This window comes from Streptomyces sp. HUAS 15-9, from assembly GCF_025642155.1.
GTDB lineage: Bacteria > Actinomycetota > Actinomycetes > Streptomycetales > Streptomycetaceae > Streptomyces.
Window position 1 is genome coordinate 7027411 of the sequence record NZ_CP106798.1, and the last position, 24637, is coordinate 7052047.

A 24637-nucleotide genomic window follows, 5' to 3' on the forward strand; every position below is an offset into this window, starting at 1 on the left:
TCATGGCCGAACACACCTCGGCAGCGGAGGAGTTGGCGGCGGCGGTCGCCGCGATGGCCTCATTCCAGCAGGTCACCCAACAGGCCGACGCCAAGGCCGGAACGATGGTCACCGTGCACGTCGGTCTCGCGGCCGTCGTCGCCACCAAGGTCGGCTCGATCGGTGCCCCGGTGCCGACCGAGCCGGTGGCCGTGCTCTTCTGGCTCGCCACCCTGGCGTATCTGCTCGGCTTCACCGTGTCGGGATACCTGCTGGTCCAGGTGATCCGCCCGCGCACGGGGCGGCACTCGGCACCGAACCGGTTCTCACTGGACGTCGCCGACCACGCCGGTGTGGGCGGCGATCGGCTTGCGGCCCAGGCCTGGGCGACGGCGGACGCCATCGCGCGGATCGCCTCGCTCAAGAACCGCTACACGGCCCGCGCGGTCTACTGGGTCGCCGGGATGGTCGTGGCGGCGGCCGTATGGCTGGTGCTGGCCGGGGCGACGTGAGGAGCGGCGCGGCGGCTCAGTCCGTACCGGCGATCCGGCTGAGTTCGGGGACGTCCCGGACCAGGATCCGCCGGTACCCGGTCTCGATGATCCGGTGCTCGCGCAGCATGCGTAACACCCGGTGGACGCTCGGTTCGGAGGCCCCGACCAGCGCCGCCAGCTCCGGTTGGGTGAGCGACACCCCGATCGAGACCCCGGCCTCGCAGGCCCGGCCGTACACCCGGGTCAGCTCACCCAGTACCCGGGCCACCCGGGTGCTCACCGGACAACCCCCGAACTCCTGTCTCCTCCGGGTTGCCCAGCGCAGCTTGCCCGCCACCGCGCGCATCACCGCCTGGGCGGCGTCGTCGTGCCGCGCGAGAGCCGCGAGGAACTCCTGCCGGGTGATCGTCTTCGCCGTCCCCGCTCCGGCCGCCACGACCGTGGCAACGCGTGGCTGCGCGTCGAAGCAGGCCAGTTCGCCGACGATGTCACCACCGGCCCGGACCGCCATCAGCGCCTCCCGGTCGTCCTCCGTCGTGGCCAGCACCTTGAACCAGCCGCTCAGCAGCAGGAAGACGTGCGAGCCGTACTCGCCCTCGCGCAGCAGTCGTTCACCGCCCTCGAAGCGCACCGGCCGCCCGAGTCCGATCAGCTGGTTGCGCGTCTCCCCGCAGAGTCCACCCAGCAGGCTGGCCTCCGGCCAGCGGCTTTCCACCGGCCGCGGAGCGGGCCCGGTGCGCGCAGCGGTTGATGTCATGACTGGGCCCTTCGCATCGCCGTTCGTTTTTGGCCAAGATGCCGCCTGTCACGCATTGTGTCCCCGACTTCCGTGCTGCGCCCAGAAGTTGGGTGTTTTGGTGTGACTTTTCGGTCGGGGCCGCTTGCCCCGCACATGATGTGGTACCGGGGTACGTGGCGCCTGATGCCGCGCTAGGTGGCCGACGTGCGGCGGCCGCCTCGGCGGTCGGAGCCACGGCCGCCGGAGGCACGGCCGCCGCTGCCGGCAGCGCCACCCGTGGCTCGCATGCGGCCGCCGCTCGTCGGCGGGATCCGCGGGCGTCCTTGCCGGATGCGGTGCCGGTCGCCGCACCGGCCGCGCCACGGCGGTCGGCACCGCGCCCGCCCGCGCCGACGGCACCACCCTTGGCCCCCTTGGCCCCGGCCGTTCCCGCACGGAGGGCAGAGCCGCGGCCGCTGCTTGCGGAGGTGTCACTCCTGGTGGCCGCACCTGTCGTCGCCCCGGGCCCGTCGCCGCTTCGGCGTCGGCGGCCGGACCGCCTGCCGCGCTCGGTGCCGCCCGTCTTCCGGTCCGGGCGGGACGTCGTCGGTGTCGTCGGCTGGGGGACCTCGATGGTGACGGGCACGCCCGAAGGCTCGCGGGCGCCGGTGAGGGTGACCAGTTCCGGGTCGCCCGACCTGACGCGGGCCGTTCGGGGGCGGATACCCGCGTCCGACATGAGCCGGGTGACGTCCTGCTTCTGGTCGGGCAGGACCAGCGTGACCACGCTGCCCGAGCCGCCGGCGCGGGCCGTGCGGCCGCCCCGGTGGAGGTAGTCCTTGTGGTCGTTGGGGGGATCGACGTTGACGACGAGGTCGAGGTCGTCGATGTGTATGCCCCGGGCCGCGACGTTCGTCGCCACCAGTGTGGTGACCTGGCCGTTCTTGAACTGTTCCAGGGTTCGGGTCCGCTGCGGCTGGGAGCGGCCTCCGTGCAGTGCCGCCGCGCGGACACCGACGGACAGGAGCCGCTTGGCGAGCCGGTCGGCGGACCTCTTGGTGTCGAGGAAGAGGATGACCCGGCCGTCACGGGCCGCGATGCGCGTGGTGACGGCCTTCTTGTCGGTCTCGTCCAGGACGTGGAGCACATGGTGCTCCATGGTGGTCACCGCCCCCGCGGACGGGTCCACGGAGTGCACCACGGGGTCGGTCAGGAACCGCTGCACCAGGCGGTCGATATTGGCGTCGAGGGTGGCCGAGAAGAGCAGGCGCTGTCCGTCGGGCCGTACTTGCTGGATCAGCCTGGTGATCTGCGGCAGGAAACCCATGTCGGTCATCTGGTCGGCTTCGTCCAGCACCGTGATGCGTACGCTGTCGAGTACGCAGTCCCCTTGTTCCACGAGGTCGTTGAGTCTGCCGGGAGTCGCCACGACCACCTCGGCGCCGCGCCGGAGCGCATTGGCCTGCCTGGTGATGGACAGTCCGCCGACCACGGTGGCCAGCCGGAGGTTCACCGCCGTCGCGTAGGGGGTCAGCGCGTCCGCCACCTGCTGGGCGAGTTCCCGGGTGGGCACCAGCACGAGGGCGAGGGGTGCCTTGGGCTGCGCGCGCAGTCCGGCTGTGCGGGCCAGCAGCGCCAGCCCGAACGCGAGGGTCTTGCCGGAGCCGGTGCGTCCCCGCCCCAGCAGGTCACGGCCGGCGAGCGAATTGGGCAGCGTGGCGGCCTGGATGGGGAAGGGGGTGGTGACGCCTTGCGCGGTGAGGGTCTTCAGCAGCCCCGCGGGCATGTCCAGACCGGCGAAGTCCTCGACGGCGGGAAGCGCGGGTGTCGTGCTTTCCGGCAGCCGGAATTCCCTTGGCGACGACGCGGACGGTGGGGGTGACGAGGCGCGCCGGTTCGACTTCTGGGGCCTGCGGGACATGCGGTTCTCTGCCTTCCTGGAAACAGCACAAACCGGGGTCCGCACCATGACGGTGCGGACCCCGGTGAGCGGATACGCGTCCGGCGATCAGGCGGGGACGATGTTCTCCGCCTGCGGGCCCTTCTGGCCCTGCGTGACGTCGAAGGAGACCCGCTGGCCCTCCTGGAGCTCACGGAAGCCCTGCGTCGCGATGTTCGAGTAGTGGGCGAAGACGTCGGGGCCGCCGCCGTCCTGCGCGATGAAGCCGAAACCCTTTTCAGAGTTGAACCACTTCACGGTTCCCTGTGCCATGACTTTCTCCTTCTGTAGGCAGAGGCCCCATCCGGAGATGCCGGAAAACAAATAATGCGCCCGATGGATAAACATTCCCGTCAGGCGCACATAGGTTCATGGGTACCACAACTGCAACGCGAAAACCGTAGCACAGCTCATCGGCCCGCGCGGGAACATCAAGGCGTGCGCCGGGGCGCGAGGACGCCAGGTCGGCGCCGGGTCGGAAATCGGTGGCACTCGGGTGCGTGCCGCTCTAGGGTGAGGGCTGATTCGCACGGCGGCCGCTGGCCGCCGCCGTCGGCCGGGTGAGGAACGGGAGGTGTGACCGATGGCTGTCTCTGTGATGGGCGCTGCCCGCAACCAGAAGATCATCCACTCCACCTCCGTGGCCTCCGGCTGACCTTTCTCTCGGCGCACACTCGCGCGGAGCCGGGGCCGCCCTTGTGAAGGGTTTCCCTTGACTTTCAGCAACGCTTTCTCCGCTCTCGCTCCCTACGGCTGGGACGAGGCATGGGCGCAGCAGTTCGCCCCGTACGACTCCGAAGGACTGCTGCCCGGGCGGGTCGTCCGCGTCGACCGCGGGCAGTGCGACGTCGTCACCGCAGGCGGTGTCGTACGGGCGGACACCGCCTTCGTCACCCCGCACGACCCCCTGCGGGTCGTGTGCACCGGTGACTGGGTCGCCGTCGAGCCCGGCGGCAACCCGCGCTATGTACGGACGTGTCTGCCGCGCCGTACCGCCTTCGTGCGCTCCACCTCCTCCAAGCGGTCCGAGGGGCAGATCCTCGCCGCCAACGTCGACCACGCGATCGTCGCCGTGTCGCTCGCCGTCGAACTCGACCTCGGCCGCATCGAACGGTTCCTGGCCCTGGCCTGGGAGTCGGGGGCGCAGCCCGTGGTCGTGCTCACCAAGGCCGACCTCGTGCCGGACGCGGTGGCCCTGTCGTACCTCGTCCAGGACGTGGAGACGACCGCGCCCGGTGTGCCGGTGCTGACCGTCAGCGCTCTGTACGGCGAGCGGCTCGACGTCCTCGTGGCACTCGCCGCCGGGGGTACCTCCGTGCTGCTCGGGCAGTCCGGCGCGGGCAAGTCGACCCTCGCCAACGCGCTGGTCGGACAGGACGTGATGGACGTCCGGGCCATCCGGGACATGGACGGCAAGGGGCGGCACACGACCACCACACGCAATCTGCTCGCCCTGCCCGGCGGAGGTGTGCTGATCGACACCCCCGGGCTGCGGGGCGTCGGGCTCTGGGACGCCGGGAGCGGGGTCGGGCAGGTCTTCTCCGAGATCGAGGAGCTGGCACAGCGCTGCCGGTTCCACGACTGCGCCCATGAGTCGGAGCCGGGGTGCGCGGTGCTGGCCGCCGTCGACGCCGGGGAACTGCCGCAGCGGCGGCTGGAGAGCTACCACAAGCTCATGCGGGAGAACCAGTGGATCGTGGCCAAGACCGATGCGCGGGTCCGTGCGGAGCTGCGGCGCGACTGGAAGCGGAAGGGGGCGGAGGGGAAGGCGGCGATGGAGCTGAAGCGGGGGCGCCGGCGGTAGACACCCGGTGACGGTGACGGTGACGGTGACAGTGCCGGTGACAGTGCGGCCGTCGCCCGACGGGCCGACCGGTGTCGGCCGGACCCGCCAGGTGCGTGTCCGATATCCGCCAGTCGGGCCCGGTGTCCATCGCTCACACTGGAAGCGTGATGGACGAAGACACCAGGTTCGAGGCAGTGCGGAGCCGGGACGCCCGGTTCGACGGGGAGTTCTTCTTCGCCGTCGAGACCACCGGGATCTACTGCCGGCCCAGCTGCCCGGCCGTGACGCCGAAGCGGCGGAACGTGCGGTTCTTCGCGACGGCCGCCGCCGCGCAGGGCTCCGGGTTCCGGGCCTGCCGGCGGTGCCGGCCGGACGCCGTGCCGGGCTCCGCCGACTGGAACGTCCGGGCGGACGTGGTGGGCCGGGCGATGCGGCTGATCGGGGACGGCGTGGTCGACCGGGAGGGCGTCGCCGGGCTCGCCGAGCGGCTGGGCTACAGCACACGGCAGGTGCAGCGGCAGCTCACCGCGGAGCTCGGCGCCGGCCCCGTCGCGCTCGCCCGGGCCCAGCGGGCGCACACCGCGCGCGTGCTGCTGCACACCACCGAGCTGCCGGTCACCGAGATCGCCTTCGCCGCCGGATTCGCCAGCGTGCGCCAGTTCAACGACACGATCCGGGCCGTGTACGCCTCGACGCCGACCGAGGTACGGGCCGCCGCGCCCCGGGAGCGGGGCGCGCGCCGGGCCACCCCAGGCACCGGGATCCCGCTGCGCCTCGCGTACCGGGGGCCGTACCGGTCCGCCGCCGCCTTCGACCTGCTCGCCCGCGAGGCCGTGAGCGGGCTCGAGGAGGTCGGCGGCGAGCCCGGCCGCCGTACCTACCGGCGCACGCTGCGGCTGCCGTACGGCACCGGGACCGTCGCCGTCGAGGAGCGGACCGGGGCACCGAGCGCGGGGAGCGCCGCGCATCCCGGCGGCTGGCTCGACGCCCGGCTGCGGCTGACCGATCCGCGGGATCTGACCACCGCCGTGCAGCGGCTGCGACGGCTGTTCGACCTCGATGCCGATCCGTACGCCGTCGACGAGCGGCTCGGCGGTGACGAGCGGCTCGCTCCGCTGGTCGCCGCCCGGCCGGGACTGCGCTCGCCCGGCACCGTCGATCCGGCGGAGTTCGCGGTACGAGCCCTGGTCGGGCGGGCGGAGGCCGAGCGGCTCGTCCTGCGGTACGGCAAGGCGCTGGACGCCCCCAGCGGCAGCCTGACCCATCTGTTCCCCGAGCCCGCCGTCCTCGCGGAGGCCGAGCCGCACGGCACCCTGGGCGCGCTGGCCGCCGCGCTCGCCGACGGCACCGTACGGCTCGACCCGGGCGCCGACCGGGACGACGCCGAGGCGGCGCTGCTCGCCCTGCCCGGTATGGACCCGGCCGTGGTCGCCGCCGTCCGGGTCCGCGCGCTCGGCGACCCCGACGTGGCCCCGCCGGGCGAGGACGTGCCCGACGGCTGGCGGCCCTGGCGTTCCTACGCCGTACAACACCTGCGTGTGCAAAAGGAGTTGGAATCCGCATGACCTACTGGACCCGGGTGGACGGGCCGCTGGGCCCGCTGCTGCTCACCGCCGACCCGGACGGGGCTCTGACCTCGCTGTCCGTGCCCGGGCAGAAGGGCGGCCGTACGGTCCTGGCGGACCGGCGGCAGGACCGCGGGCCGTTCCGGGCGGCCGAGGAACAGCTCGCCGCGTACTTCGCCGGTGAACTCAAGGAGTTCCGGCTGGAGTTGCGGAGCGAGGGCACCGAGTTCCGGGAGCGGGTCTGGGCCGCCCTCGACTCCGTCCCGTACGGCGCGACCACGACGTACGGCGAGATCGCCGCACGCATCGGCGCCTCCCGCGCCGCGGTACGGGCCGTCGGCGGCGCGATCGGCGCCAACCCACTGCTGGTCGTCCGCCCGTGCCACCGAGTGATCGGCGCGGACGGCTCCCTGACCGGCTACGCGGGCGGCCTCGACCGGAAGATGTGGCTGCTGACGCGGGAAGGGGCACTCGGCACGGCGGATGCCTAGGCCCCGTCGTCCTCCAGGCACCAGCTGATGATCCGGCGCGGATGGACGCGGATGACCTCCTCGCTCATGTACGGGCCCAAGTCGTGCGGGCCGACGAGGAGTTCCGCGTCCCCGCGGATGTCGACGCCGCGGACCTTCCCCGGCCGCGTGCTGACGATGTCGTCCACGACCAGCGCGACCTTCGGGTTGTTCCGGAGGCTGCGCCACTTCTTGGTGGTGCCCATCGAGCGGCCGCCGATCAGGATCGTCCCGCCGTCCTGCGGGAAGAAGCCCACGGGGTTCGCCTGCGGCTGCCCGTGTGCGTCGACGGTGGCCAGGCGCCCCAGCCGCTGCGACGCCGGACAGGCCCGCTCGGCCTCGCTGAATCCGGTCATGGCACCAGTCGAACACGCCCGCCCTGCCCGGCACATCGGCACATCGCCCAGGGCTCCTAGGGCCGACGGCCTAGTCCGGAACCGCCCTGCTGGGCCGTGCGGGTGGATTTCGCGGTGACGCTCCGTCGTCCTGCCGCGTCCGTGTGTCACCGTCACCTCCAGCGGGCGACGGGGAAGGCGGGCGCACAGATGGTCAAGGCCGGGCGGGTTCTCGTACTGCTGATCGTGCTGTTCTTCGGTGCCACCGCGACGACCGCGACGGCCCGCACCACTCCCGCGCCGGCGTCGCCCGTCTGGACCGGCACCTGGGAGACCGCCCCCTCGGGGACCATCGCCGCGCTTCCCGGCGCCGCCGTCCGGAACGTCGTGCACACCAGTGTGGGCGGGACGGCCGTGCGGATCAGGGTCAGCAACCGGTTCGGCAGCGTGCCCCTGACGCTGGGCGCGGTCACCGTCGCCCTGCGGCGGGCGGGCGGTGGCCCGGCGGCCGTGGCCGGTTCGATGCGCGTCGCCACCTTCAGCGGGGTGGAGGCCGTCACCGTGCCGCCGGGCTGGGACGTGCTCACCGACGCGGTGCCGCTGGCCGTGCCGGCCGCCGCCGATCTGCTGGTCACGGTCTTCACCCCCGCCGACTCGGGCCCCGCGACGTATCACCGCACGGCCCTCCAGACCAGCTACGTGGCCACGCGGGGCGAGCGGCGGGCCGCCGACGAGGACGGCACGGCGTACTCGGCCAAGACCCACTACTGGTACTACGTCACCGGCGTCGACGTGCGCGGCCCGGCCGCCGGCAGTGTCGTCGCCTTCGGGGACTCCCTCACCGACGGCAACGGCTCCACCGCCGACGCCAATCACCGCTGGCCCGACCGGCTCGCCGAACGCCTCCAAGGCCGTCGGCTGGGCGTCCTGAACGCGGGCATCGCAGGCAACCGCCTCCTGCGGGACGGCGTCGGGCCCAGCGCCCTGTCCCGGCTCGACGCCGACGCGCTGTCCCGGGCCGGTGTGCGCGCCCTGATCGTCCTCGAGGGCATCAACGACATCAAGGGCACACCGGAGGCGAGCGACCCGGACGCCTTCGTGGACGCGTACCGCGAGATCGTGACCCGCGCGCACGCCCACGGCATCCGGGTCGTCGGCGTGACCCTCACGCCCTACGCCGGTTACTCCGCCTTCACGGCGGCCCGTGAGGCGGTACGGCAGAAGGTCAACGCCCTCATCCGCGCGGGCGGTGTCTTCGACGCGGTCGCCGACTTCGACGCCGTCGTCCGCGACCCGGCGTCACCCGAGCGGATCCGGCCCGACTACGACCCGGGCGACCATCTGCACTTCAACGACGCGGGCATGCGGGCCCTGGCCGACACCGTCGAGCCGGCCGTCCTCGGCTGACGCGTCAGCCCCAGATCACCGCGCCCAGCCACGCCCCCGCGATCAGCAGGCACGCGAACAGCTCCGCCAGCACGCTGGAGCCGCCCGAGCGCATCGTCGTACGCAGCGCGGCCAGGGCCTCGCCGTGACGGCCCAGACGCAGGCGTTCGTGGAGGTAGATCCCGGCCATGAAACCGGGGATCGCGCCCAGCACGGGAAGCAGGAAGAAGCCGAGGAAGGCTCCGGCGCCCGCGTACACCCCCATCCGGGATGTGGCGCCGCTCTCGCGCAGCCGCCGGGGCGTGAGCGCCCAGCGCACCACCAGGGAGAGGAGCAGGACGACGGTGGCGCCCACCAGGACACCCCAGGCCAGCGGCCGCGGATCCTTCAGCGCCCACCACAGGACCGTGGCCCACACCAGCCACGACCCCGGCACCCCGGGCACCAGCACTCCGCACAGGCCCAGCACGATCACCAGGCCGACCAGCAGGAGCTCGGGCACTCCCATCTGCCCAGCGTGCCGGAGCCAGGGCGACGGCGCAGATCAAGCAGATCAGGCGGTGGGTCAGCGGTCGTCCCCGGCCACCCGGCCGAGGGGGGCCGCCGGGCGGTGTGGTGCGTATCGCCTTGTCTCGTACGGCAGTTCGTCGCGTCCCTCGGTACGGCGTGTGCGGCCGGTAGGTGTGCCGGTTTTTCCGGATGCCCCGTTTTCATACGGCCCGTGCGGTGGACAATTAGGGGCATGAGCCAGCAGGGGGGTAGGCCCACCCGTCACGAGGACGACTGGTGGGGGCAGCTGTACGACGACTCCACCGATGACGCCGGGCCCACGGCCACGGCCGATTCCCTGGACGACCGGTTCGCCTCGGCGGCGGACACGGTGGACCCACGATCGGGTACCGCGCCGGGGGACGGCCCCTCGGACGCGCCCTGCGCCGTGGAGTCCACGGTCCCACCGCAACGCGCGCCCACCGCGCCGGACGAGGAATCCCCACGGCGGCGCGCCCCCTGGAAGCCGCCGCCCGCGGCACCCGAGGGCCCCGCGACGTTCCCGCGCGAGGACATCGGGCAGGGCCCCCGTCCCGCCACGCAGGTCGATCTGCCCGTCGTCCCGGCGCCCGCCGCCACCGTCGACTACGTCGGATCCGGGCCGCCCACCTATGACGCCGAGCCCACCGCCCTGCCCGTCGCCGATCCCGATGAGCTGGACGATCTGGTCGCGGACACGGTGCTCGACGGGGCCCGGTACGGGGCGTGCACGCTGCGGGCCGTGTCCGTGCGGGGGGACTCCGCGCGGTACCGGGGGGAGCCGCGTCGCGACTCGTTGCTCACCGCGCGGTTCGGGTCGGGGGAGCAGGCGCTGATCCTCGTGGCCCTGGCGACCGGCGCGCGGGCCACGCCGGGGGCACACCGGGCGGCGGCCGAGGTCTGCCAGTGGATCGGGCGGGCCGTCGGACGCAGTCACGAGCGGCTCGGCGAGGACATCCGGGCCGCCCGGCGCGGCGACCTGAAGTCCGGCCTGCACCGGCTCACCGACCGCAGCCTCGGCAAGCTCCGCGCCAGCGCGGCCGAGCAGGGCATCGACCCGGAGGAGTATTCGGCCACCCTGCGCTGTCTGCTGCTGCCCGCCCACCCGCAGTGCCGTACCCGCGTGTTCTTCGGGATCGGCGAAGGCGGGCTGTTCCGGCTGCGGAACGGGGAGTGGCAGGACATCGAGCCACGGGTCACGGCCGCCGACACCACCGGTGAGGCCGTGGTCGGCTTCGGCTCGCTGCCGTCCGAGACCCCGGAGGGCGACCGGCTCACCATGGATCTGGGCATCCCGACGCCTCCGAGTCCGTACGAGCCGGCTCCCGAACCACCCCGCGCGCCCTTCCGGTTCCGTGCCTCCGTCGCCCGTCCGGGCGATGCGCTGCTGATGTGCAGCGGCGGGCTCGCCGACCCGCTGCGCGGCGAGCCCGCCCTCTGCGCCTACCTGTCCCGGCGCTGGTCCGACGGCACCCCGCCCGGTCTGGCCGCGTTCCTCGCGGACACGCAGGTGCGGGTGAAGGGGTACGCCGACGACCGTACGGTGGCCGCCGTCTGGGAGGCGTAACCGCGCACCCTGTGAATTCATGGAACTCGCAGAGACCGGACGGCACCGGATGGCACCCGATGGCACCGGACGGTTACTCCGGAGACGAAGGGGCACGCGAGAGCCATGGCCAAGCAGAACGTCGCCGAGCAGTTCGTCGACATCCTCGTCCGCGCCGGCGTACGCCGCATGTACGGCGTCGTCGGCGACAGCCTCAACCCGGTCGTCGACGCCGTCCGCCGCAACTCCGCCATCGACTGGATCCACGTACGGCACGAGGAGACGGCCGCCTTCGCGGCGGGCGCCGAGGCACAGATCACCGGGAAGCTGGCGGCCTGCGCCGGCTCCTGCGGCCCGGGCAATCTGCACCTCATCAACGGCCTGTACGACGCCCACCGCTCCATGGCCCCGGTGCTCGCCCTCGCCTCGCACATCCCGTCCAGTGAGATCGGCCTCGGCTACTTCCAGGAGACCCACCCCGACCGGCTGTTCAGCGAGTGCAGCCACTACAGCGAGCTGATCTCCAGCCCCAAACAGATGCCCCGGCTGCTGCAGACCGCCATCCAGCACGCGGTCGGCCGGCGCGGCGTGAGCGTGGTGTCCCTGCCCGGCGACATCGCCGACGAACCCGCCCCGGAGAAGTCCGCCGAGACCGCCCTGGTCACCTCCCGGCCCACCGTGCGCCCGGGCGACGCCGAGATCGACCGGCTCGTCGAGATGATCGACAGGGCCGAGAGGGTCACCCTGTTCTGCGGCAGCGGCACGGCGGGCGCGCACCCCGAGGTGATGGAGTTGGCGGGGAAGATCAAGTCCCCGGTGGGGCACGCGCTGCGCGGCAAGGAGTGGATCCAGTACGACAACCCGTACGACGTCGGCATGAGCGGTCTGCTCGGCTACGGCGCCGCCTACGAGGCCACCCACGAGTGCGATCTGCTGATCCTGCTCGGCACCGACTTCCCGTACAACGCGTTCCTGCCCGACGACGTCGCCATCGTGCAGGTCGATGTGCGACCCGAGGTGCTCGGCCGGCGCTCCCGCCTCGACCTCGCCGTGTGGGGCGATGTGCGCGAGACGCTGCGCTGTCTGACCCCGCGGGTGCGGCCCAAGGACGACCGGCGCTTCCTCGACCGGATGCTGAAGAAGCACGCGGACGCGCTGGAGGGTGTGGTCAAGGCGTACACCCGGAAGGTGGAGAAGCACGTCCCGATCCATCCCGAGTACGTGGCCTCCGTGCTCGACGAACTCGCCGCCGACGATGCGCTGTTCACCGTCGACACCGGGATGTGCAACGTCTGGGCCGCCCGCTACATCTCGCCCAACGGCCGCCGTCGGGTCATCGGTTCGTTCTCGCACGGCTCGATGGCGAACGCGCTGCCGATGGCGATCGGGGCGCAGTTCACCGACCGGGGGCGGCAGGTCGTGTCGATGTCCGGGGACGGCGGGTTCTCCATGCTGATGGGCGACTTCCTGACCCTGGTGCAGTACGACCTGCCGGTGAAGGTCGTGCTGTTCAACAACTCCTCCCTGAGCATGGTCGAGTTGGAGATGCTGGTCGCGGGGCTGCCCTCGTACGGAACGGCGACCACCAACCCGGACTTCGCCGCCGTGGCGCGTGCCTGCGGTGCCTTCGGGATCCGGGTCGAGAAGCCGAAGCAGCTCGCCGGTTCCCTGAGGGACGCCTTCAAGCACCCCGGGCCGGCCCTCGTCGACGTCGTCACCGACCCCAACGCCCTGTCCGTCCCGCCCAAGATCAAGGCCGAGATGGTCAAGGGGCTCGCCCTGTCCGCGTCGAAGATGGTGCTGGACGGCGGGGTGGGGCGCATGGTGCAGATGGCCCGCTCCAACCTGCGGAACGTGCCCCGGCCCTGACGGGTCGGTCAGGCTGTGGGGACCGTTTGATTCCGGCCAGTTTCACCGGCCCTGCAGAATCGTCCCTGCGGCGTATCGCGTGCCCGGTCCGCGCCATGGCGGAGGCCGGAACGACAGAACGGAACCGTTAGGCCCTTGACGGGGCACCCGTCGCGGCGTACTACGCACCCCAGGTCCGGAACCTGGACCCGGGGGCACTGGAGCCTGCCCTGAAGTCCCCTCCAACCGTGGCCGAAGACCTGGTTGTTGACTTTTCGACATGACTGCCCCCTGACGGACGGGGCATGGATCCCCGTGAAGGTGTTCGATCAGGAGGGGTACCGGCAACAGCGTGCGGGCGGGGGTCATGAAGAGGCAGGCACGAGGAGGCGGTCCCGTGGCGATCGGGGCCTCCTCGGCGAAGGCAGTGGGGGAAGAGACCGTCGACATCAACGTCTTGGAGCAGAGGCACGCACCGCAACTCAGGCGCCGGCTCGGCCGCGCGGACCTGCGGGAGGTGCCCGAGGCGCGCAGGGCGCTGCGTGAGCTCCTGAGGCACTGGGGAAAGCCGGGCCGCTCCGAGATCGCCGAACTGCTCACCAGTGAACTTGTCACCAACGCCCTCGTCCATACCGAGCACGACGCCGTCCTGACGGCCGTCCTCGGACCGCGTGGACTGCGTGTGGAGGTGCGGGACTTCGTCGGCCGCAGGCCGAGGTTGTGCGCACCGAAGGCCGACGAGGGCACGAACGGCAGGGGTCTGGTGCTGGTGCAGTCCCTCGCGGACGCGTGGGGCGTACGGGCGCACGGGGTGGGGAAGTCGGTGTGGTTCGAACTCGGCGCGGAGGCCGCATAAGCCACGGCAACGGGACGGGGGCGTGACCCCCAAGGTCACGCCCCCGTCCCGAGTGGTGTCCGGCCCCGGCCGGAACAGCCGGACTAGCCGAACTGCTGCTCAAGATCCTTGAGCTTGCGCTCGAGAGAGTCGAGCCGCGGCAGTGCCATGGTGTCGTCCTCCGCGGTCAGGTCGACCGTGACCGGGTCAGCCCCTTTGCGGACCGGCTGAAGGGAGGGCCGAGAGCGTACGGGCAGCGCTTCCGGCGCGGATATGGCAGGCTCCGCAGTGACCTGGGAGGAACCGCGTTCCACCTCGTGCACCTCCATCTGCCGGCCGGTGCCGCGGCCGACGAAACCGCGGTGCCCGCGGCTGATCGCCTTGAGCTGGGCCCGCTCGACCCGCTGCTGCTCGCGGCGGCGCAGCCGCGTCTGCTCCTTCTGACGCTGGTCCTCGCGCACCTCCTCGACCGCCTCGTCCAGGCTGCGCACGCCCTCCAGGAGCATCAGCGACCAGGCCTTGTAGGTCTCGCGGGGGGCCCGCAGCCAGCGGACGATACGGATCTGCGGCAGCGGACGGGGTACCAGGCCCTGCTCACGCAGCGCGGCCCGGCGGGTCTGCTTCAGCGCGCGGTCGAAGAGCACGGCCGCAGACAGCGACATGCCGGAGAAGAACTGGGGGGCGCCGTCGTGGCCGATGCCCCGGGGTGCGTGCACCCAGTTGAACCAGGCCGCGGCGCCCGCGAACGTCCATACGAGGATCCGGGAGCCGAGGGCCGCGTCACCGTGGCTGGCCTCGCGCACCGCGAGGACGGAGCAGAACATGGCCGCGCCGTCGAGACCGAACGGCACCAGATACTCCCAGCCGTCGGTGAGGCCGAGGTTCTGCTGGCCGAAGCCGACCAGGCCGTGGAAGGAGAGTGCCGCGGCAACCGCCGCACAGCAGAACAGAAGGACATAGGAGGCGGTGCCGTATATCGCCTCCTTGCGCCGGCGGCGCTCCTCGCTGCGCTCCCACGAGTCGTCCGCGCTCGTGTCCTTCCCCGAGGAGCGCTTACCGCGCGCAAGCACCGCGACCGCCGCCAGCATGCCCAGGAGCAGTACGGCGCCCGGAAGCAGCCAGTTCAGCGATATGTCTCTCATCTGGGGTCCCTTGCATTGGGATAGGGCGTATCGCCCGCCATAGTGGCCCAATCCCAACGGCCCTCAGGGGGTTTCGGGGCAAGAGGCCGCCAACGAAGTGCAAGGGGGTGCCCAGGGCGGCGTTCTGCTCGAACTGCCGCTTGAGGGGCGGGAGTTGAGTTCGAATAAGACTACCCGTACGGATGGGGTCACGGAAAGTTCCTGAGAAAAGTGAGGAAGTTGTGAACTGCCTGTCTCCGCGGAGGTGTCCCAGTCGCCGGTGATCCTAGTGCACGCCGGACCGTGCCGTGTCCTGAGGGTGCCTCAGACGGCCGTGGCCGCAGTGGGTTTGGCAATGCGGTCGGCGTCGCGGGTGTGTGGGCAGGTGTCCTGCGGCCTGAGGGTGTAGAACATGCAGCAGCTCGCCCGGCCCCGGGTGGGCAGCGCTTCGCCGTCGGGTCCGGTCAGCACCCGGAAGGCAGCAGCTCCACTTCGCGCACGGCCCGCTCCTCCTCGCCGAGGGAGGTGGGCGACGTACCAGAGCCCCTCGACCAGCTCGTCGGTCGCCATGCCCCACAGCGCGCGCCCGCGCCGCCGCATGCGCGGCCCGAACGCCCCGAGGACGGGTTCCGGGTGCTCGGCCACCGCTGCCCGCACCTGAGCCCGCAGCGCCTCATCGTCGGGCACCACGACCGCGCCGGACAGCGCCGCGGCGGGGTCGCCCGGGAGGCAGGCGAAGGAGACGGGGCGTAGGGCCATGCGGTCGGCTGTGCGGTCGTACGAGACGTGCGTCACGGGGAGGCGGGGGACCCGGCGGTGCAGGAACCAGGGCACGGTGATCAGCAGGCAGGCGGGCCAGGCGTACCGGTGCAGTCCGAAGCTCGCGACGACGTCCGGGCGGGCGCGGTGTCCATAGTCCCGCAGTGTCTGTGACTCGTCCCACGCCAGGAACGCGTCGAGGCCGTCCGCGCCGTCCGCGAGCGTGGCGGCGGGGACCCAGCCGTCCCCGCCGGGGTCCGCGTCCCCGGCGCCCGGCTCCGTGACGGCCGGCCCCGGGTAGGTCTCGGCGAGGCGGGCGTACGCGGCGGAGAGGGCCGAGGCGGTCGGGGTGGTCGAGGCGGCGACGGGCATGGCGGAACCACCGATCAGTGATCGTGGACGGCTGAAAAGGTAAGGTTTACCTTACTCAATTCGCTCACTTCGTTCGGAATTTGAACTGTCGCGTTGTGCGCCTAAGGTGCTTGACGGCTGAGTAACAACCCGCCGTTAATAGCCCAAGTGCCGACAACCCGGAGGAGGACCCCCGTGAAGCAGGGCGCACACGGCTCCGCCGCAACGGGGATTCCTGATCATCCGGCCGATGCCACGCGGGTGCCCGCGCAGCCGCGCGCCGCGGACGTGGCACGCGAGCGCGACACCTCGACACCCGAGGCCCGCGGCGAGCACACGCACAGCGAGCGGCCGATTCCGCAGCCGCGGGCGGTCGTGCAGCGCTCGTCCGTGCGCGGCCAGATCCTCGACGCGCTGCGCTCCGCGCTCGTGACGGGGGAGCTGAAGCCCGGCGAGGTGTACTCGGCGCCCGCGCTGGGCGACCGGTTCGGGGTCTCCGCGACGCCCGTGCGGGAGGCCATGCAGCAACTCGCGCTGGAGGGCGCGGTCGAGGTCGTGCCGAACCGCGGGTTCCGGGTCGTCGAGCGGGGCACCCGGGAGCTGGCCGAACTGGCCGAGATCCGCGCGCTGATCGAGGTGCCGGTGATGCTGCGACTCGCCCGTACGGTGCCCGCCGCGCGCTGGGCGGAGCTGTGGCCGCTCGCCGAGGACACCGTGCGCGCCGCGTCCTCCGGCTGCCGCGCCACGTACGCCGAGTCCGACCGCGCCTTCCACAGCGCGCTGCTGGCCCTCTCCGGCAACGAACAGCTCGTCCGCATCGCCGAGGACCTGCACCGCCGCTCCCAGTGGCCCCTGGTCGGCGGCCCACCGCGCCCGGGCCACGCCGACCTCATCGCCGACGCGGCGGAGCACACGGCACTGCTGGAGGCCCTGATCGCCCGCGACCTGGACGTCGTACGCGCCCTGGTGGGCGAACACTTCGCGGGCGCGGCCTGAACGTACTGCTCCGCCGTGATCCGCTGGAACGGCCCACCGCGCGGGAGGTGCTTACGCCGGCGGCGCAGGGCAAGCAGGACCTGCCGTCGACGCAGGAGGCGAAGCGGCAAGTACCTGCGGTGCGGAGATCTGCGAGCCTGGCGCGGTGTGCGGGGGCCCGCGTGGTGCCCCGCGCTTGGGCTGGGGGTGCCCGGCTCAGGCCCGCGCCGGGGTAAGAACTGTTGCCCTCGCCCTCCGTGCCGCTCGCAGTCCTCGAGAAGCCGTCGTGCCGGTGTCGCTGATGCATGGGTGGGGCGTACCGATGCGCGGGTCGGGCGATGTGGTCCGTGTCGTGTCCGGCGCGGTGCACCCCCGGGTGGGCGGTGCGCGGCGCGGGCCCGGGGTGGGTCAGGAGCCGTCGTCCTCGGATCCCTTGTGGCTTGCCGTCTTTGAGAAGCCGTCGTGCCAGGCGGCCTTCGCGCCGGAGTCGCCGATGCGGTACACGTCCACGACCGCGCCCGTGGCTACGGCCAGGGACAGTACGGCGAACGTGATCCGCAGGGGGAGGGCGTAGCGGCGTGCGGTGGCGGGTGATCCGGCTTCCAGCGCGTCCGGCGCGGGCCGGCGGCGGCTCGCCCACCAGACTGCCGCCGCCAGGACGAACAGGCCCGCCGCCCAGGGCAGCAGACCGTCGCCGAGTTCGGCGTGGCGGCGGACCAGGGCGTTGCCGTCGACGTGCTCCTCCAGCCACTCGCCGGCCTGAGTGGTCAGCGGCACGCTCACCAGGGCGACGAAGGCGAGCAGGGGCAGCAGCGGGCCCAGTCGCAGCGCGGCCTTCGGCCAGCAGGCGCAGACCACCAGGGCCAGCGCGGTCAGCGGAACGAGCACGACGACGAGATGGACGAGCAGGACATGTGCGGGCAGGCCATTGACGAGGCTCATCGGGCACTCCTGTGAGGGGGTCGGGTGCGCCAGCCTGGCACAGGAACCTCTCAGTTCCCTCTGGGTCCGCGCTCAGGCCGTGGCCGCCCCCGGAGCCGGCGGGGCCAGCTGGCGGGCCAGCCAGGTCGGTACGCCGCCGAGCAGGCGGAACAGCCGGCGGGCCTCCTCCCGCAGCCGGGACGCCTCCGGCTCCGACTCCGCGTCGGCGAGCGAGGCGAGGGCCGGTGCCGTACCCACCAGATAGCCCAACTCCTCCCGGATGCGCAGGGATTCGGCGAAGCCGTGCCTCGCCTCCGCCAACTCGCCCTCGCGCAGCGCCAGCCCGGCGAGGTGGCGCCAGGTGAACGACAGCAGCAGCGGGTCGGAGTGCGCGGCGGCGGCCGCGTGGGCACGGCGGTACGCGGCCAGCGCCGCCTGCGGGGAACGGGCCAGGTTCTCGGCGAGCAGCCCGCGCCGGAAGTCCAGCAGGGCCCGGCCCGACGATCCCGGAGGGAGCAGCGCCGCCGCCCGGCCCAGCGCCGAGCGTGCCTCGTCGGCCCGGTCCCGCACCCCGTGGATCGTGGCCGCGTACGCAAGTTGCCCGCGTTCACAAGCGGCCGCGCCCCGCTCCTCGTCGCTGCGGGCCTGTGCCTCGGCCGTACGCAGCGCGTCCTCGGCCTCCGCCCAGCCCCGCTCGGTGTAGAGACACCGCTCGACCAGCAGCCCGGCCCGTTGCAGCGTGGCCGCCGCCCCGTCCGGCGGGAGCAGCGCGGCCGCGTCGGCCCAGCAGGCCCGCGAGCGCAGCCGCCATACCGCGGTCTGGAGAGGATCGTCACCAGAGGTCGTTCCGTTACCAGACATGGCGGTATGCGCCACGTTGCCCTCCCCGAGCGCGCCATCGAGCTGTTGAGTGGTGGCGGCATTCCAGCACCAATCGAGTGGCCTGGCCAAGAGGGTGGGTGAATAATTTCACAAAGTCGTGGGATCACGCCACCAGTTGGCGCGCATCCGTCGTACGCCCGGACGGCCTCAGCTCATCCGCAACGCCAGGAAGAAATCGAGCTTGTCCTCCAGCCGGGACAGGTCCCGTCCCGTCAACTGCTCGATTCTCCCCACGCGATAGCGCAGCGTGTTGACGTGCAGGTGGAGACGGGTGGCGCAGCGGGTCCAGGAGCCGTCGCAGTCCAGGAACGCCTCCAGCGTCGGGATCAGCTCGGCGCGGTGGCGGCGGTCGTAGTCGCGCAGCGGGTCCAGGAGGCGGGCGGTGAAGGCCCGGCGGACGTCGTCCGGCACGAACGGCAGCAGCAGCACGTGCGAGGCCAGCTCCTGATGGCCCGCGGCGCACACCCGTCCGGGACGCGCCGCGGCCACCCGCCGCGCATGCCGCGCCTCCTCCAGCGCGCCCCGCAGCCCCTCCGCCGAGTGCACGGCCGCGCTGACGCCCAGCGTGACCCGACCGTCCTCGCCCAGGCCCGCCGACAGCGGGTCCCGTACGGTCTCCAGGAGCTCGTCGGCGAGGATCCCGGGCTCCGAGCCGTCGTGCTCGGACGGGACGGCCGGCAGCGGGACCAGCGCGACGGCCTCCTCACCGGTGTGGGCGACGGCGATCCGGTCGGAGGGCTCGGGTCCGGTGGCGAGGGGGTCGACCAGGATCTCCTCCAGCAGCGACTGGGCGACCGGGCCGCCTTCGACGTCGCCTTCGTCCCACTCGACCCGCGCCACCACCACCTGCCAGTGCGGGGCCGTGCCGAGGCCGGGCAGCAGCACCGGCGCCGCCACCCGCAGGCGCGCGGCGATCTCGGCGGGCGCGGCGCCCGTCTGCACCAGTTCGAGGACCTCCTGCGCGAGCCGCCGCCGCACCGTGCGCGACGCGTCCCGCCGGTCCCGCTCGACCGCGATCAGCTGGGTGACGCCCTGGAGCAGATCCAGGCGCTCCTCGGGCCAGTCCCCGGCGTCCGCCTCCACGGCGAGCAGCCAGTCCGACAGCACCGTCTCGCGCACGTCCCGGGCCGCGTGCGGGGAGCGGCCGCTGCTGCGGATCGGGAACAGCGAATACGTCGACATGGTCGCGGGCGCGGGGGCGGAGCCCAGCGGCACCCGGTGCGGTCCGCGACGGCCGGTGCGCACGGCGGACAGATGCTCGGCGGCGAGCCTGGCGTAGGTCTCCGGGGGCAGGGCCGGGCCCGCGACCTTCGAGCCCGCGATCAGCCGCCCGGTGGGGGAGAGCACCCAGGCCCGCAGGTCCAGGTCGGAGCCGAGGAGGTCCAGGACCACGTCCGGGCCGCCGCCCGCCGGACCCGAGGTCATCAACCGGCGGTGCCGGTCGACCACGGCCGCCAGATCACCGGCCCGCTCGCCCGAGACCTGCCGGACCACATGCTCGGTAATCGTTGCGAACGCAACCGACTCATGCACCGCGAACAGGGGCAGCCGGTGCCGGGCGCAGGCCAGCACCAGGTCGTCCGGCACATCCCCGAGCTCGGCCTCACCGGCTGCCAGCGCGGCCACGCCCGCCTGCACCAGGATCCGTACGAACGGCTCGGAGTCCGCCGCGTTCCGCCGCCAGGCCAGCCCCGTCAGCACCAGCTCTCCGCCCGAGAGATAGCGGCTGGGGTCACGCAGATCGGTGGTCATCACCCCGCGCACGGCGCGGTCGAGCTCGTCCTCGCCGCCGAGCAGCCGCAGGCCCAGCGCATCGGTGTCCAGCAGTGCGCGCAGCCGCATTCTCGTCGCCGCCGTTCTTTGTCTCGTCTTTGTCTCGAAAACTACGATGAATCTTGAAGGGTCCAGTGGGGCGGGGGCCCAGTGGTGTTTCCGGAGGAAAACGAAGAGGTTTCTGATGGCCTCCGTTCATACGAATCTACAAGATGCCCGTGCTGGCCAGCCAACTCCTTCATGGTTTCCGTGACTGACCCCCTCGGACCACAGCGCTGTGTACTGGCCCGGCTCAGCGTGAACAGCACATGAACGAGCCGGGCCCGCCGCACACGATCTGGCTCATTCCGTACGACCCCGAGACGAAGAAGAGAGCCGGTCATGGACTTCCTTCGCCCCGCCAGCTGGGAGGAGGCGCTCGCCGCGAAGGCCGAGCACCCCACCGCTGTGCCGATTGCGGGTGGCACCGATGTGATGGTCGAGATCAATTTCGACCACCGCCGGCCCGAGTACCTCCTCGACCTCAACCGCATCGGCGACCTCTACGAGTGGGAGGTGGGCGAGGCGAGCGTGCGGCTGGGCGCCTCCGTCCCGTACACCCGGATCATGGAGAACCTGCGCGCCGAACTGCCGGGCCTGGCCCTCGCCTCGCACACGGTCGCCTCCCCGCAGATCCGCAACCGCGGCGGCGTCGGCGGCAACCTCGGCACCGCCTCCCCGGCCGGCGACGCCCACCCGGCCCTGCTGGCGGCGGGCGCCGAGGTCGAGGCCGAGTCGGTGCGCGGCACACGGCTGATTCCGATCGACGACTTCTACACCGGCGTGAAGCGCAACGCGCTCGCCCCCGACGAGCTGATCCGCGCCGTCCACATCAAGAAGGCGGACGGCCCGCAGCAGTACTCCAAGGTCGGCACCCGCAACGCCATGGTCATCGCCGTGTGCGCCTTCGGTCTCGCCCTGCATCCCGAGACCCGCACGGTCCGCACCGGCATCGGCTCGGCCGCGCCCACCCCCGTCCGGGCGAAGACCGCCGAGGACTTCCTGAACGCGGCACTCGAAGAGGGCGGCTTCTGGGACAACGGAAAGATCATCACCCCGTCGGTCGCCAAGCAGTTCGCGGACCTCTGCTCCGCCGCCTGCAACCCGATCGACGACGTCCGGGGCACCGCGAGCTACCGCCGTCACGCGGTCGGCGTCATGGCCCGCAGGACGCTCACCTGGACCTGGGAGTCGTACCGCGGCGCCCGCCGCATCACGGAGGGAGCCGCGTAATGCGCGTCAACTTCACTGTCAACGGACGCCCGCAGGAAGCCGACGACGTCTGGGAGGGCGAGTCGCTGCTCTACGTCCTGCGCGAGCGCCTCGGGCTGCCCGGCTCCAAGAACGCCTGCGAGCAGGGCGAGTGCGGGTCGTGCACAGTCCGCCTGGACGGCGTGCCGGTGTGTTCGTGCCTGGTCGCGGCGGGCCAGGTCGAGGGCCGCGAGGTCGTCACCGTGGAGGGTCTGGCGGACTACGCCAAGCAGCGCTCCTGCGGGACGGGCGCCTGCGGTACGTCGCTGCAGGACGCCCGGCTGGCCCTCCCCCCGGGCGAAGCCTGGGGGAGGGCCGCCGAGGGCCAGGACTCGCAGACCGGTGAGGGCACCGGCTCATCCCCGCGCGCAGCGCTCTCTCCGATCCAGCAGGCGTTCATCGACGCCGGCGCCGTCCAGTGCGGCTTCTGCACCCCGGGTCTGCTCGTCGCCGCCGACGAGATGCTGGAGAACAACCCCGACCCGACCGACGCGGACATCCGCGAGGCGTTGTCGGGCAACCTGTGCCGCTGCACGGGCTACGAGAAGATCATGGACGCGGTCCGCCTGGCGGCCGCCCGGCAGGGAGAGGCTGTCTGAGCATGTCCTCCCCCAAGCACTCAACTGCGTTCGAGCAGGGCGGTGCCCCCACCGGCGCTCCCACCAAGATCACCCAGGGTTCGCAGACCAGGGGCGGCATCGGCGAGTCGACCCTCCGCCCCGACGGCACCCTCAAGGTCACCGGCGAGTTCGCGTACTCGTCCGACATGTGGCACGAGGACATGCTCTGGGGCCAGATCCTGCGCTCCACGGTCGCCCACGCCGAGATCGTCTCGATCGACACGGGCGAGGCCCTCGCGACCCCCGGCGTCTACGCCGTCATGACGTACGACGACCTGCCGACCGACGTGAAGAACTACGGCCTGGAGATCCAGGACACCCCCGTCCTGGCCCACGGCAAGGTACGCCACCACGGCGAGCCGGTCGCGATCGTCGCCGCCGACCACCCGGAGACCGCGCGCCGCGCCGCCGCCAAGATCAAGGTGGAGTACCGCGAACTGCCGGTCATCACCGACGAGGCCTCCGCGACGGCCCCGGACGCGATCCTCGTCCACGAGCACCGCGACGACCTCCCCCAAGGGCCTCCGACAAGCTCCGGTCCAGGGGGGACCCCCGTCATCGGCCACGTCCCGCACCCCAACATCGTCCACCGCCAGCCGATCGTCCGCGGTGACGTGGCGGCGGCCCGCGGGCGGGCGGACGTGATCGTCGAGGGCGAGTACACCTTCGGAATGCAGGACCAGGCCTTCCTCGGCCCCGAGTCCGGGCTCGCCGTGCCGGAGGAGGACGGCGGCGTCCACCTCTACATCGCCACCCAGTGGCTGCACTCCGACCTGCGCCAGATCGCCCCGGTCCTCGGCCTGCCCGAGGACAAGGTGCGCATGACGCTGGCCGGCGTCGGCGGCGCGTTCGGCGGCCGCGAGGACCTGTCGATGCAGATCCACGCCTGCCTGCTGGCCCTGCGCACAGGCAAGCCCGTCAAGATCGTCTACAACCGCTTCGAGTCCTTCTTCGGGCACGTCCACCGCCACCCGGCCAAGCTGTACTACGAGCACGGGGCCACGCAGGACGGCAAGCTGACGCATGTGAAGTGCCGTATCGTCCTGGACGGCGGCGCGTACGCCTCCGCCTCCCCGGCCGTCGTCGGCAACGCCGCCTCCCTCGGCATCGGGCCCTACGTCGTCGACGACGTCGAGATCGAGGCCATCGCCCTCTACACCAACAACCCGCCCTGCGGCGCCATGCGCGGCTTCGGCGCGGTCCAGGCCTGCTTCGCCTACGAGGCGCAGATGGACAAGCTGGCGAAGAAGCTCGGCATGGACCCGGTGGAGCTGCGGCGGCTGAACGCGATGGAGCAGGGGACCATCATGCCGACGGGCCAGCCCGTCGACTCCCCGGCCCCGGTCGCCGAACTCCTGCGGCGCGTCAAGGCGATGCCGCTGCCGCCGGAGCGCCAGTGGGAGAGCAGCGAGGGAGCCGACGTACGGCAGCTGCCCGGCGGACTGTCCAACACCACGCACGGCGAAGGCGTCGTACGCGGCATCGGCTACGCGGTCGGCATCAAGAACGTCGGCTTCTCCGAGGGGTTCGACGACTACTCCACCGCCAAGGTCCGTATGGAGGTCGTCGCGGGCGAGCCCGTGGCCACCGTGCACACGGCCATGGCGGAGGTTGGCCAGGGCGGTGTCACGGTCCATGCGCAGATCGCCCGCACAGAACTGGGTGTCGCCCAGGTGACCATCCACCCCGCCGACACCCAGGTGGGCTCGGCGGGTTCGACCTCGGCCTCCCGGCAGACGTACGTCACCGGGGGCGCCGTGAAGAACTCCTGCGAGCTGGTGCGCGAGCGGGTGCTGGAGATCGGGCGCCGCAAGTTCGGTACGTACCACCCGGCTTGGGCGACGGCGGAGCTGCTGCTGGAGGGCGGCAAGGTCGTCACCGACGGCGGTGAGGAGCTCGCCGACCTGGTGGACGTGCTCGAGGACGAGGCGGTCGAGGTCGAGGCCGAGTGGCGGCACCGCGCGACCGAGCCCTTCGACCTGCGCACCGGTCAGGGCAACGGCCATGTCCAGTACAGCTTCGCCGCGCACCGGGCCGTCGTCGAGGTCGACACCGAGCTGGGCCTGGTCAAGGTGATCGAGCTGGCCTGTGCCCAGGATGTCGGCAAGGCGCTCAACCCGCTGTCCGTCCTCGGCCAGATCCAGGGCGGCACCACCCAGGGCCTGGGCGTGGCGGTGATGGAGGAGATCATCGTCGACCCGAAGACGGCGAAGGTCCAGAATCCCTCCTTCACGGACTACCTCATCCCCACGATTCTCGACACGCCGACCATCCCCGTCGATGTGCTCGAACTCGCCGACGACCACGCGCCGTACGGGCTCCGTGGCGTCGGCGAGGCCCCCACCCTGTCCTCGACTCCCGCCGTCCTCGCGGCCATCCGCAACGCGACGGGCCTGGAGCTGAACAGGACGCCGGTCCGGCCGGAACATCTCACCGGAACGTGACCCTCCGGGGTTGAACCGGCTTGTTTTCCTGGG

General features: G+C 72.2%; 22 protein-coding genes. 12 read left to right on the plus strand and 10 right to left on the minus strand.

The annotated features are described in order from the left end of the window. Positions 1-2 precede the first annotated feature (2 nt). On the plus strand, positions 3-491 hold the full coding sequence (locus tag N8I87_RS32045) for a Pycsar system effector family protein (protein WP_263213927.1): 489 nt from the start codon (positions 3-5) through the stop codon (positions 489-491). Positions 492-507: 16 nt separating this feature from the next. Here N8I87_RS32045 and N8I87_RS32050 read toward each other — a convergent pair whose 3' ends face one another. From N8I87_RS32050 to N8I87_RS32060, 3 genes are all read right to left on the minus strand, one after another. After that, a complete protein-coding gene (locus tag N8I87_RS32050) occupies positions 508-1104 on the minus strand; it encodes a Crp/Fnr family transcriptional regulator (protein ID WP_263213929.1) in 597 nt (198 codons plus the stop codon). After that, a complete protein-coding gene (locus N8I87_RS32055; RefSeq protein WP_317633510.1) occupies positions 1085-3112 on the minus strand; it encodes a DEAD/DEAH box helicase in 2028 nt (675 codons plus the stop codon). The genes N8I87_RS32050 and N8I87_RS32055 overlap by 20 nt, the downstream gene beginning before the upstream one ends. An 87-nt stretch (positions 3113-3199) precedes the next feature. Continuing rightward, positions 3200-3403 (minus strand): cold-shock protein, encoded by a 204-nt coding sequence (locus tag N8I87_RS32060; RefSeq protein ID WP_020943502.1) that lies wholly within the window; start codon positions 3401-3403, stop codon positions 3200-3202. 439 nt (positions 3404-3842) lie between these two features. Here N8I87_RS32060 and rsgA point away from each other — a divergent pair, with 439 nt between their 5' ends. The 3 genes from rsgA to N8I87_RS32075 all read left to right on the plus strand — a co-directional run bounded on the left by rsgA (position 3843) and on the right by N8I87_RS32075 (position 6972). Then, positions 3843-4934, plus strand: a complete 1092-nt coding sequence (gene rsgA, locus N8I87_RS32065; protein ID WP_263213933.1) for a ribosome small subunit-dependent GTPase A — start codon at positions 3843-3845, stop codon at positions 4932-4934. 149 nt (positions 4935-5083) lie between these two features. Further along, positions 5084-6481 carry a DNA-3-methyladenine glycosylase 2 family protein gene (locus N8I87_RS32070; RefSeq protein ID WP_263216762.1) on the plus strand — a complete coding sequence of 466 codons (1398 nt, stop codon included), beginning with the start codon at positions 5084-5086 and terminating at the stop codon, positions 6479-6481. Continuing rightward, positions 6478-6972 carry a methylated-DNA--[protein]-cysteine S-methyltransferase gene (locus N8I87_RS32075; RefSeq protein ID WP_263213934.1) on the plus strand — a complete coding sequence of 165 codons (495 nt, stop codon included), beginning with the start codon at positions 6478-6480 and terminating at the stop codon, positions 6970-6972. Before N8I87_RS32070 ends, N8I87_RS32075 begins: the two co-directional genes overlap by 4 nt. Here N8I87_RS32075 and N8I87_RS32080 read toward each other — a convergent pair. Continuing rightward, positions 6969-7346 carry a PPOX class F420-dependent oxidoreductase gene (locus tag N8I87_RS32080; RefSeq protein ID WP_263213936.1) on the minus strand — a complete coding sequence of 126 codons (378 nt, stop codon included), beginning with the start codon at positions 7344-7346 and terminating at the stop codon, positions 6969-6971. The genes N8I87_RS32075 and N8I87_RS32080 overlap by 4 nt on opposite strands. Positions 7347-7535: 189 nt before the next feature. Between N8I87_RS32080 and N8I87_RS32085 the strand changes: the two genes are divergently transcribed. After that, a complete protein-coding gene (locus N8I87_RS32085) occupies positions 7536-8732 on the plus strand; it encodes an SGNH/GDSL hydrolase family protein (RefSeq protein ID WP_263213938.1) in 1197 nt (398 codons plus the stop codon). Positions 8733-8736: 4 nt separating this feature from the next. Here N8I87_RS32085 and N8I87_RS32090 read toward each other — a convergent pair whose 3' ends face one another. Beyond that, positions 8737-9219, minus strand: a complete 483-nt coding sequence (locus N8I87_RS32090) for a DUF456 domain-containing protein (protein WP_263213939.1) — start codon at positions 9217-9219, stop codon at positions 8737-8739. 234 nt (positions 9220-9453) lie between these two features. On the opposite strand from N8I87_RS32090, the gene N8I87_RS32095 reads away from it, so the two are divergent. The 3 genes from N8I87_RS32095 to N8I87_RS32105 all read left to right on the plus strand — a co-directional run bounded on the left by N8I87_RS32095 (position 9454) and on the right by N8I87_RS32105 (position 13489). Continuing rightward, on the plus strand, positions 9454-10806 hold the full coding sequence (locus N8I87_RS32095) for a PP2C family serine/threonine-protein phosphatase (protein ID WP_263213940.1): 1353 nt from the start codon (positions 9454-9456) through the stop codon (positions 10804-10806). Between the two features lie 105 nt (positions 10807-10911). After that, positions 10912-12654: a pyruvate dehydrogenase gene (locus tag N8I87_RS32100; protein ID WP_263213941.1), complete on the plus strand. Its 1743-nt coding sequence runs from the start codon at positions 10912-10914 to the stop codon at positions 12652-12654. 376 nt (positions 12655-13030) lie between these two features. Then, the gene (locus tag N8I87_RS32105) at positions 13031-13489 is read left to right on the plus strand and encodes an ATP-binding protein (RefSeq protein WP_263213942.1); all 459 of its coding nucleotides are present in this window, start codon (positions 13031-13033) and stop codon (positions 13487-13489) included. An 83-nt stretch (positions 13490-13572) separates the two neighbouring features. Here the strand turns inward: N8I87_RS32105 and N8I87_RS32110 are convergent, their stop codons facing one another. Then, positions 13573-14610, minus strand: a complete 1038-nt coding sequence (locus tag N8I87_RS32110; protein ID WP_263213943.1) for a DUF2637 domain-containing protein — start codon at positions 14608-14610, stop codon at positions 13573-13575. Between the two features lie 303 nt (positions 14611-14913). Further along, positions 14914-15720 carry a (2Fe-2S)-binding protein gene (locus N8I87_RS32115; protein ID WP_263213944.1) on the minus strand — a complete coding sequence of 269 codons (807 nt, stop codon included), beginning with the start codon at positions 15718-15720 and terminating at the stop codon, positions 14914-14916. A 174-nt stretch (positions 15721-15894) separates the two neighbouring features. On the opposite strand from N8I87_RS32115, the gene N8I87_RS32120 reads away from it, so the two are divergent. Continuing rightward, complete coding sequence (locus tag N8I87_RS32120; protein WP_263213945.1) at positions 15895-16695, plus strand: GntR family transcriptional regulator; 801 nt, start codon at positions 15895-15897, stop codon at positions 16693-16695. A gap of 387 nt (positions 16696-17082) precedes the next feature. Here the strand turns inward: N8I87_RS32120 and N8I87_RS32125 are convergent, their stop codons facing one another. From N8I87_RS32125 to N8I87_RS32135, 3 genes are all read right to left on the minus strand, one after another. Further along, positions 17083-17616: a DUF2231 domain-containing protein gene (locus N8I87_RS32125; RefSeq protein WP_263213947.1), complete on the minus strand. Its 534-nt coding sequence runs from the start codon at positions 17614-17616 to the stop codon at positions 17083-17085. Positions 17617-17688: 72 nt separating this feature from the next. Beyond that, the gene (locus N8I87_RS32130) at positions 17689-18471 is read right to left on the minus strand and encodes a hypothetical protein (protein ID WP_263213948.1); all 783 of its coding nucleotides are present in this window, start codon (positions 18469-18471) and stop codon (positions 17689-17691) included. A gap of 153 nt (positions 18472-18624) precedes the next feature. Further along, the gene (locus N8I87_RS32135; RefSeq protein ID WP_263213950.1) at positions 18625-20319 is read right to left on the minus strand and encodes a PucR family transcriptional regulator; all 1695 of its coding nucleotides are present in this window, start codon (positions 20317-20319) and stop codon (positions 18625-18627) included. 312 nt (positions 20320-20631) lie between these two features. Between N8I87_RS32135 and N8I87_RS32140 the strand changes: the two genes are divergently transcribed. From N8I87_RS32140 to N8I87_RS32150, 3 genes are read left to right on the plus strand one after another with little or no spacing between them, the layout of a single operon-like run. Then, positions 20632-21522, plus strand: coding sequence for an FAD binding domain-containing protein (locus N8I87_RS32140; RefSeq protein WP_263213952.1), 891 nt, complete (start codon positions 20632-20634; stop codon positions 21520-21522). Next, positions 21522-22139 (plus strand): (2Fe-2S)-binding protein, encoded by a 618-nt coding sequence (locus N8I87_RS32145; protein WP_263213954.1) that lies wholly within the window; start codon positions 21522-21524, stop codon positions 22137-22139. The genes N8I87_RS32140 and N8I87_RS32145 overlap by 1 nt, the downstream gene beginning before the upstream one ends. A gap of 2 nt (positions 22140-22141) precedes the next feature. Continuing rightward, positions 22142-24604, plus strand: coding sequence for a xanthine dehydrogenase family protein molybdopterin-binding subunit (locus N8I87_RS32150; RefSeq protein WP_263213955.1), 2463 nt, complete (start codon positions 22142-22144; stop codon positions 24602-24604). Positions 24605-24637: the final 33 nt, after the last annotated feature.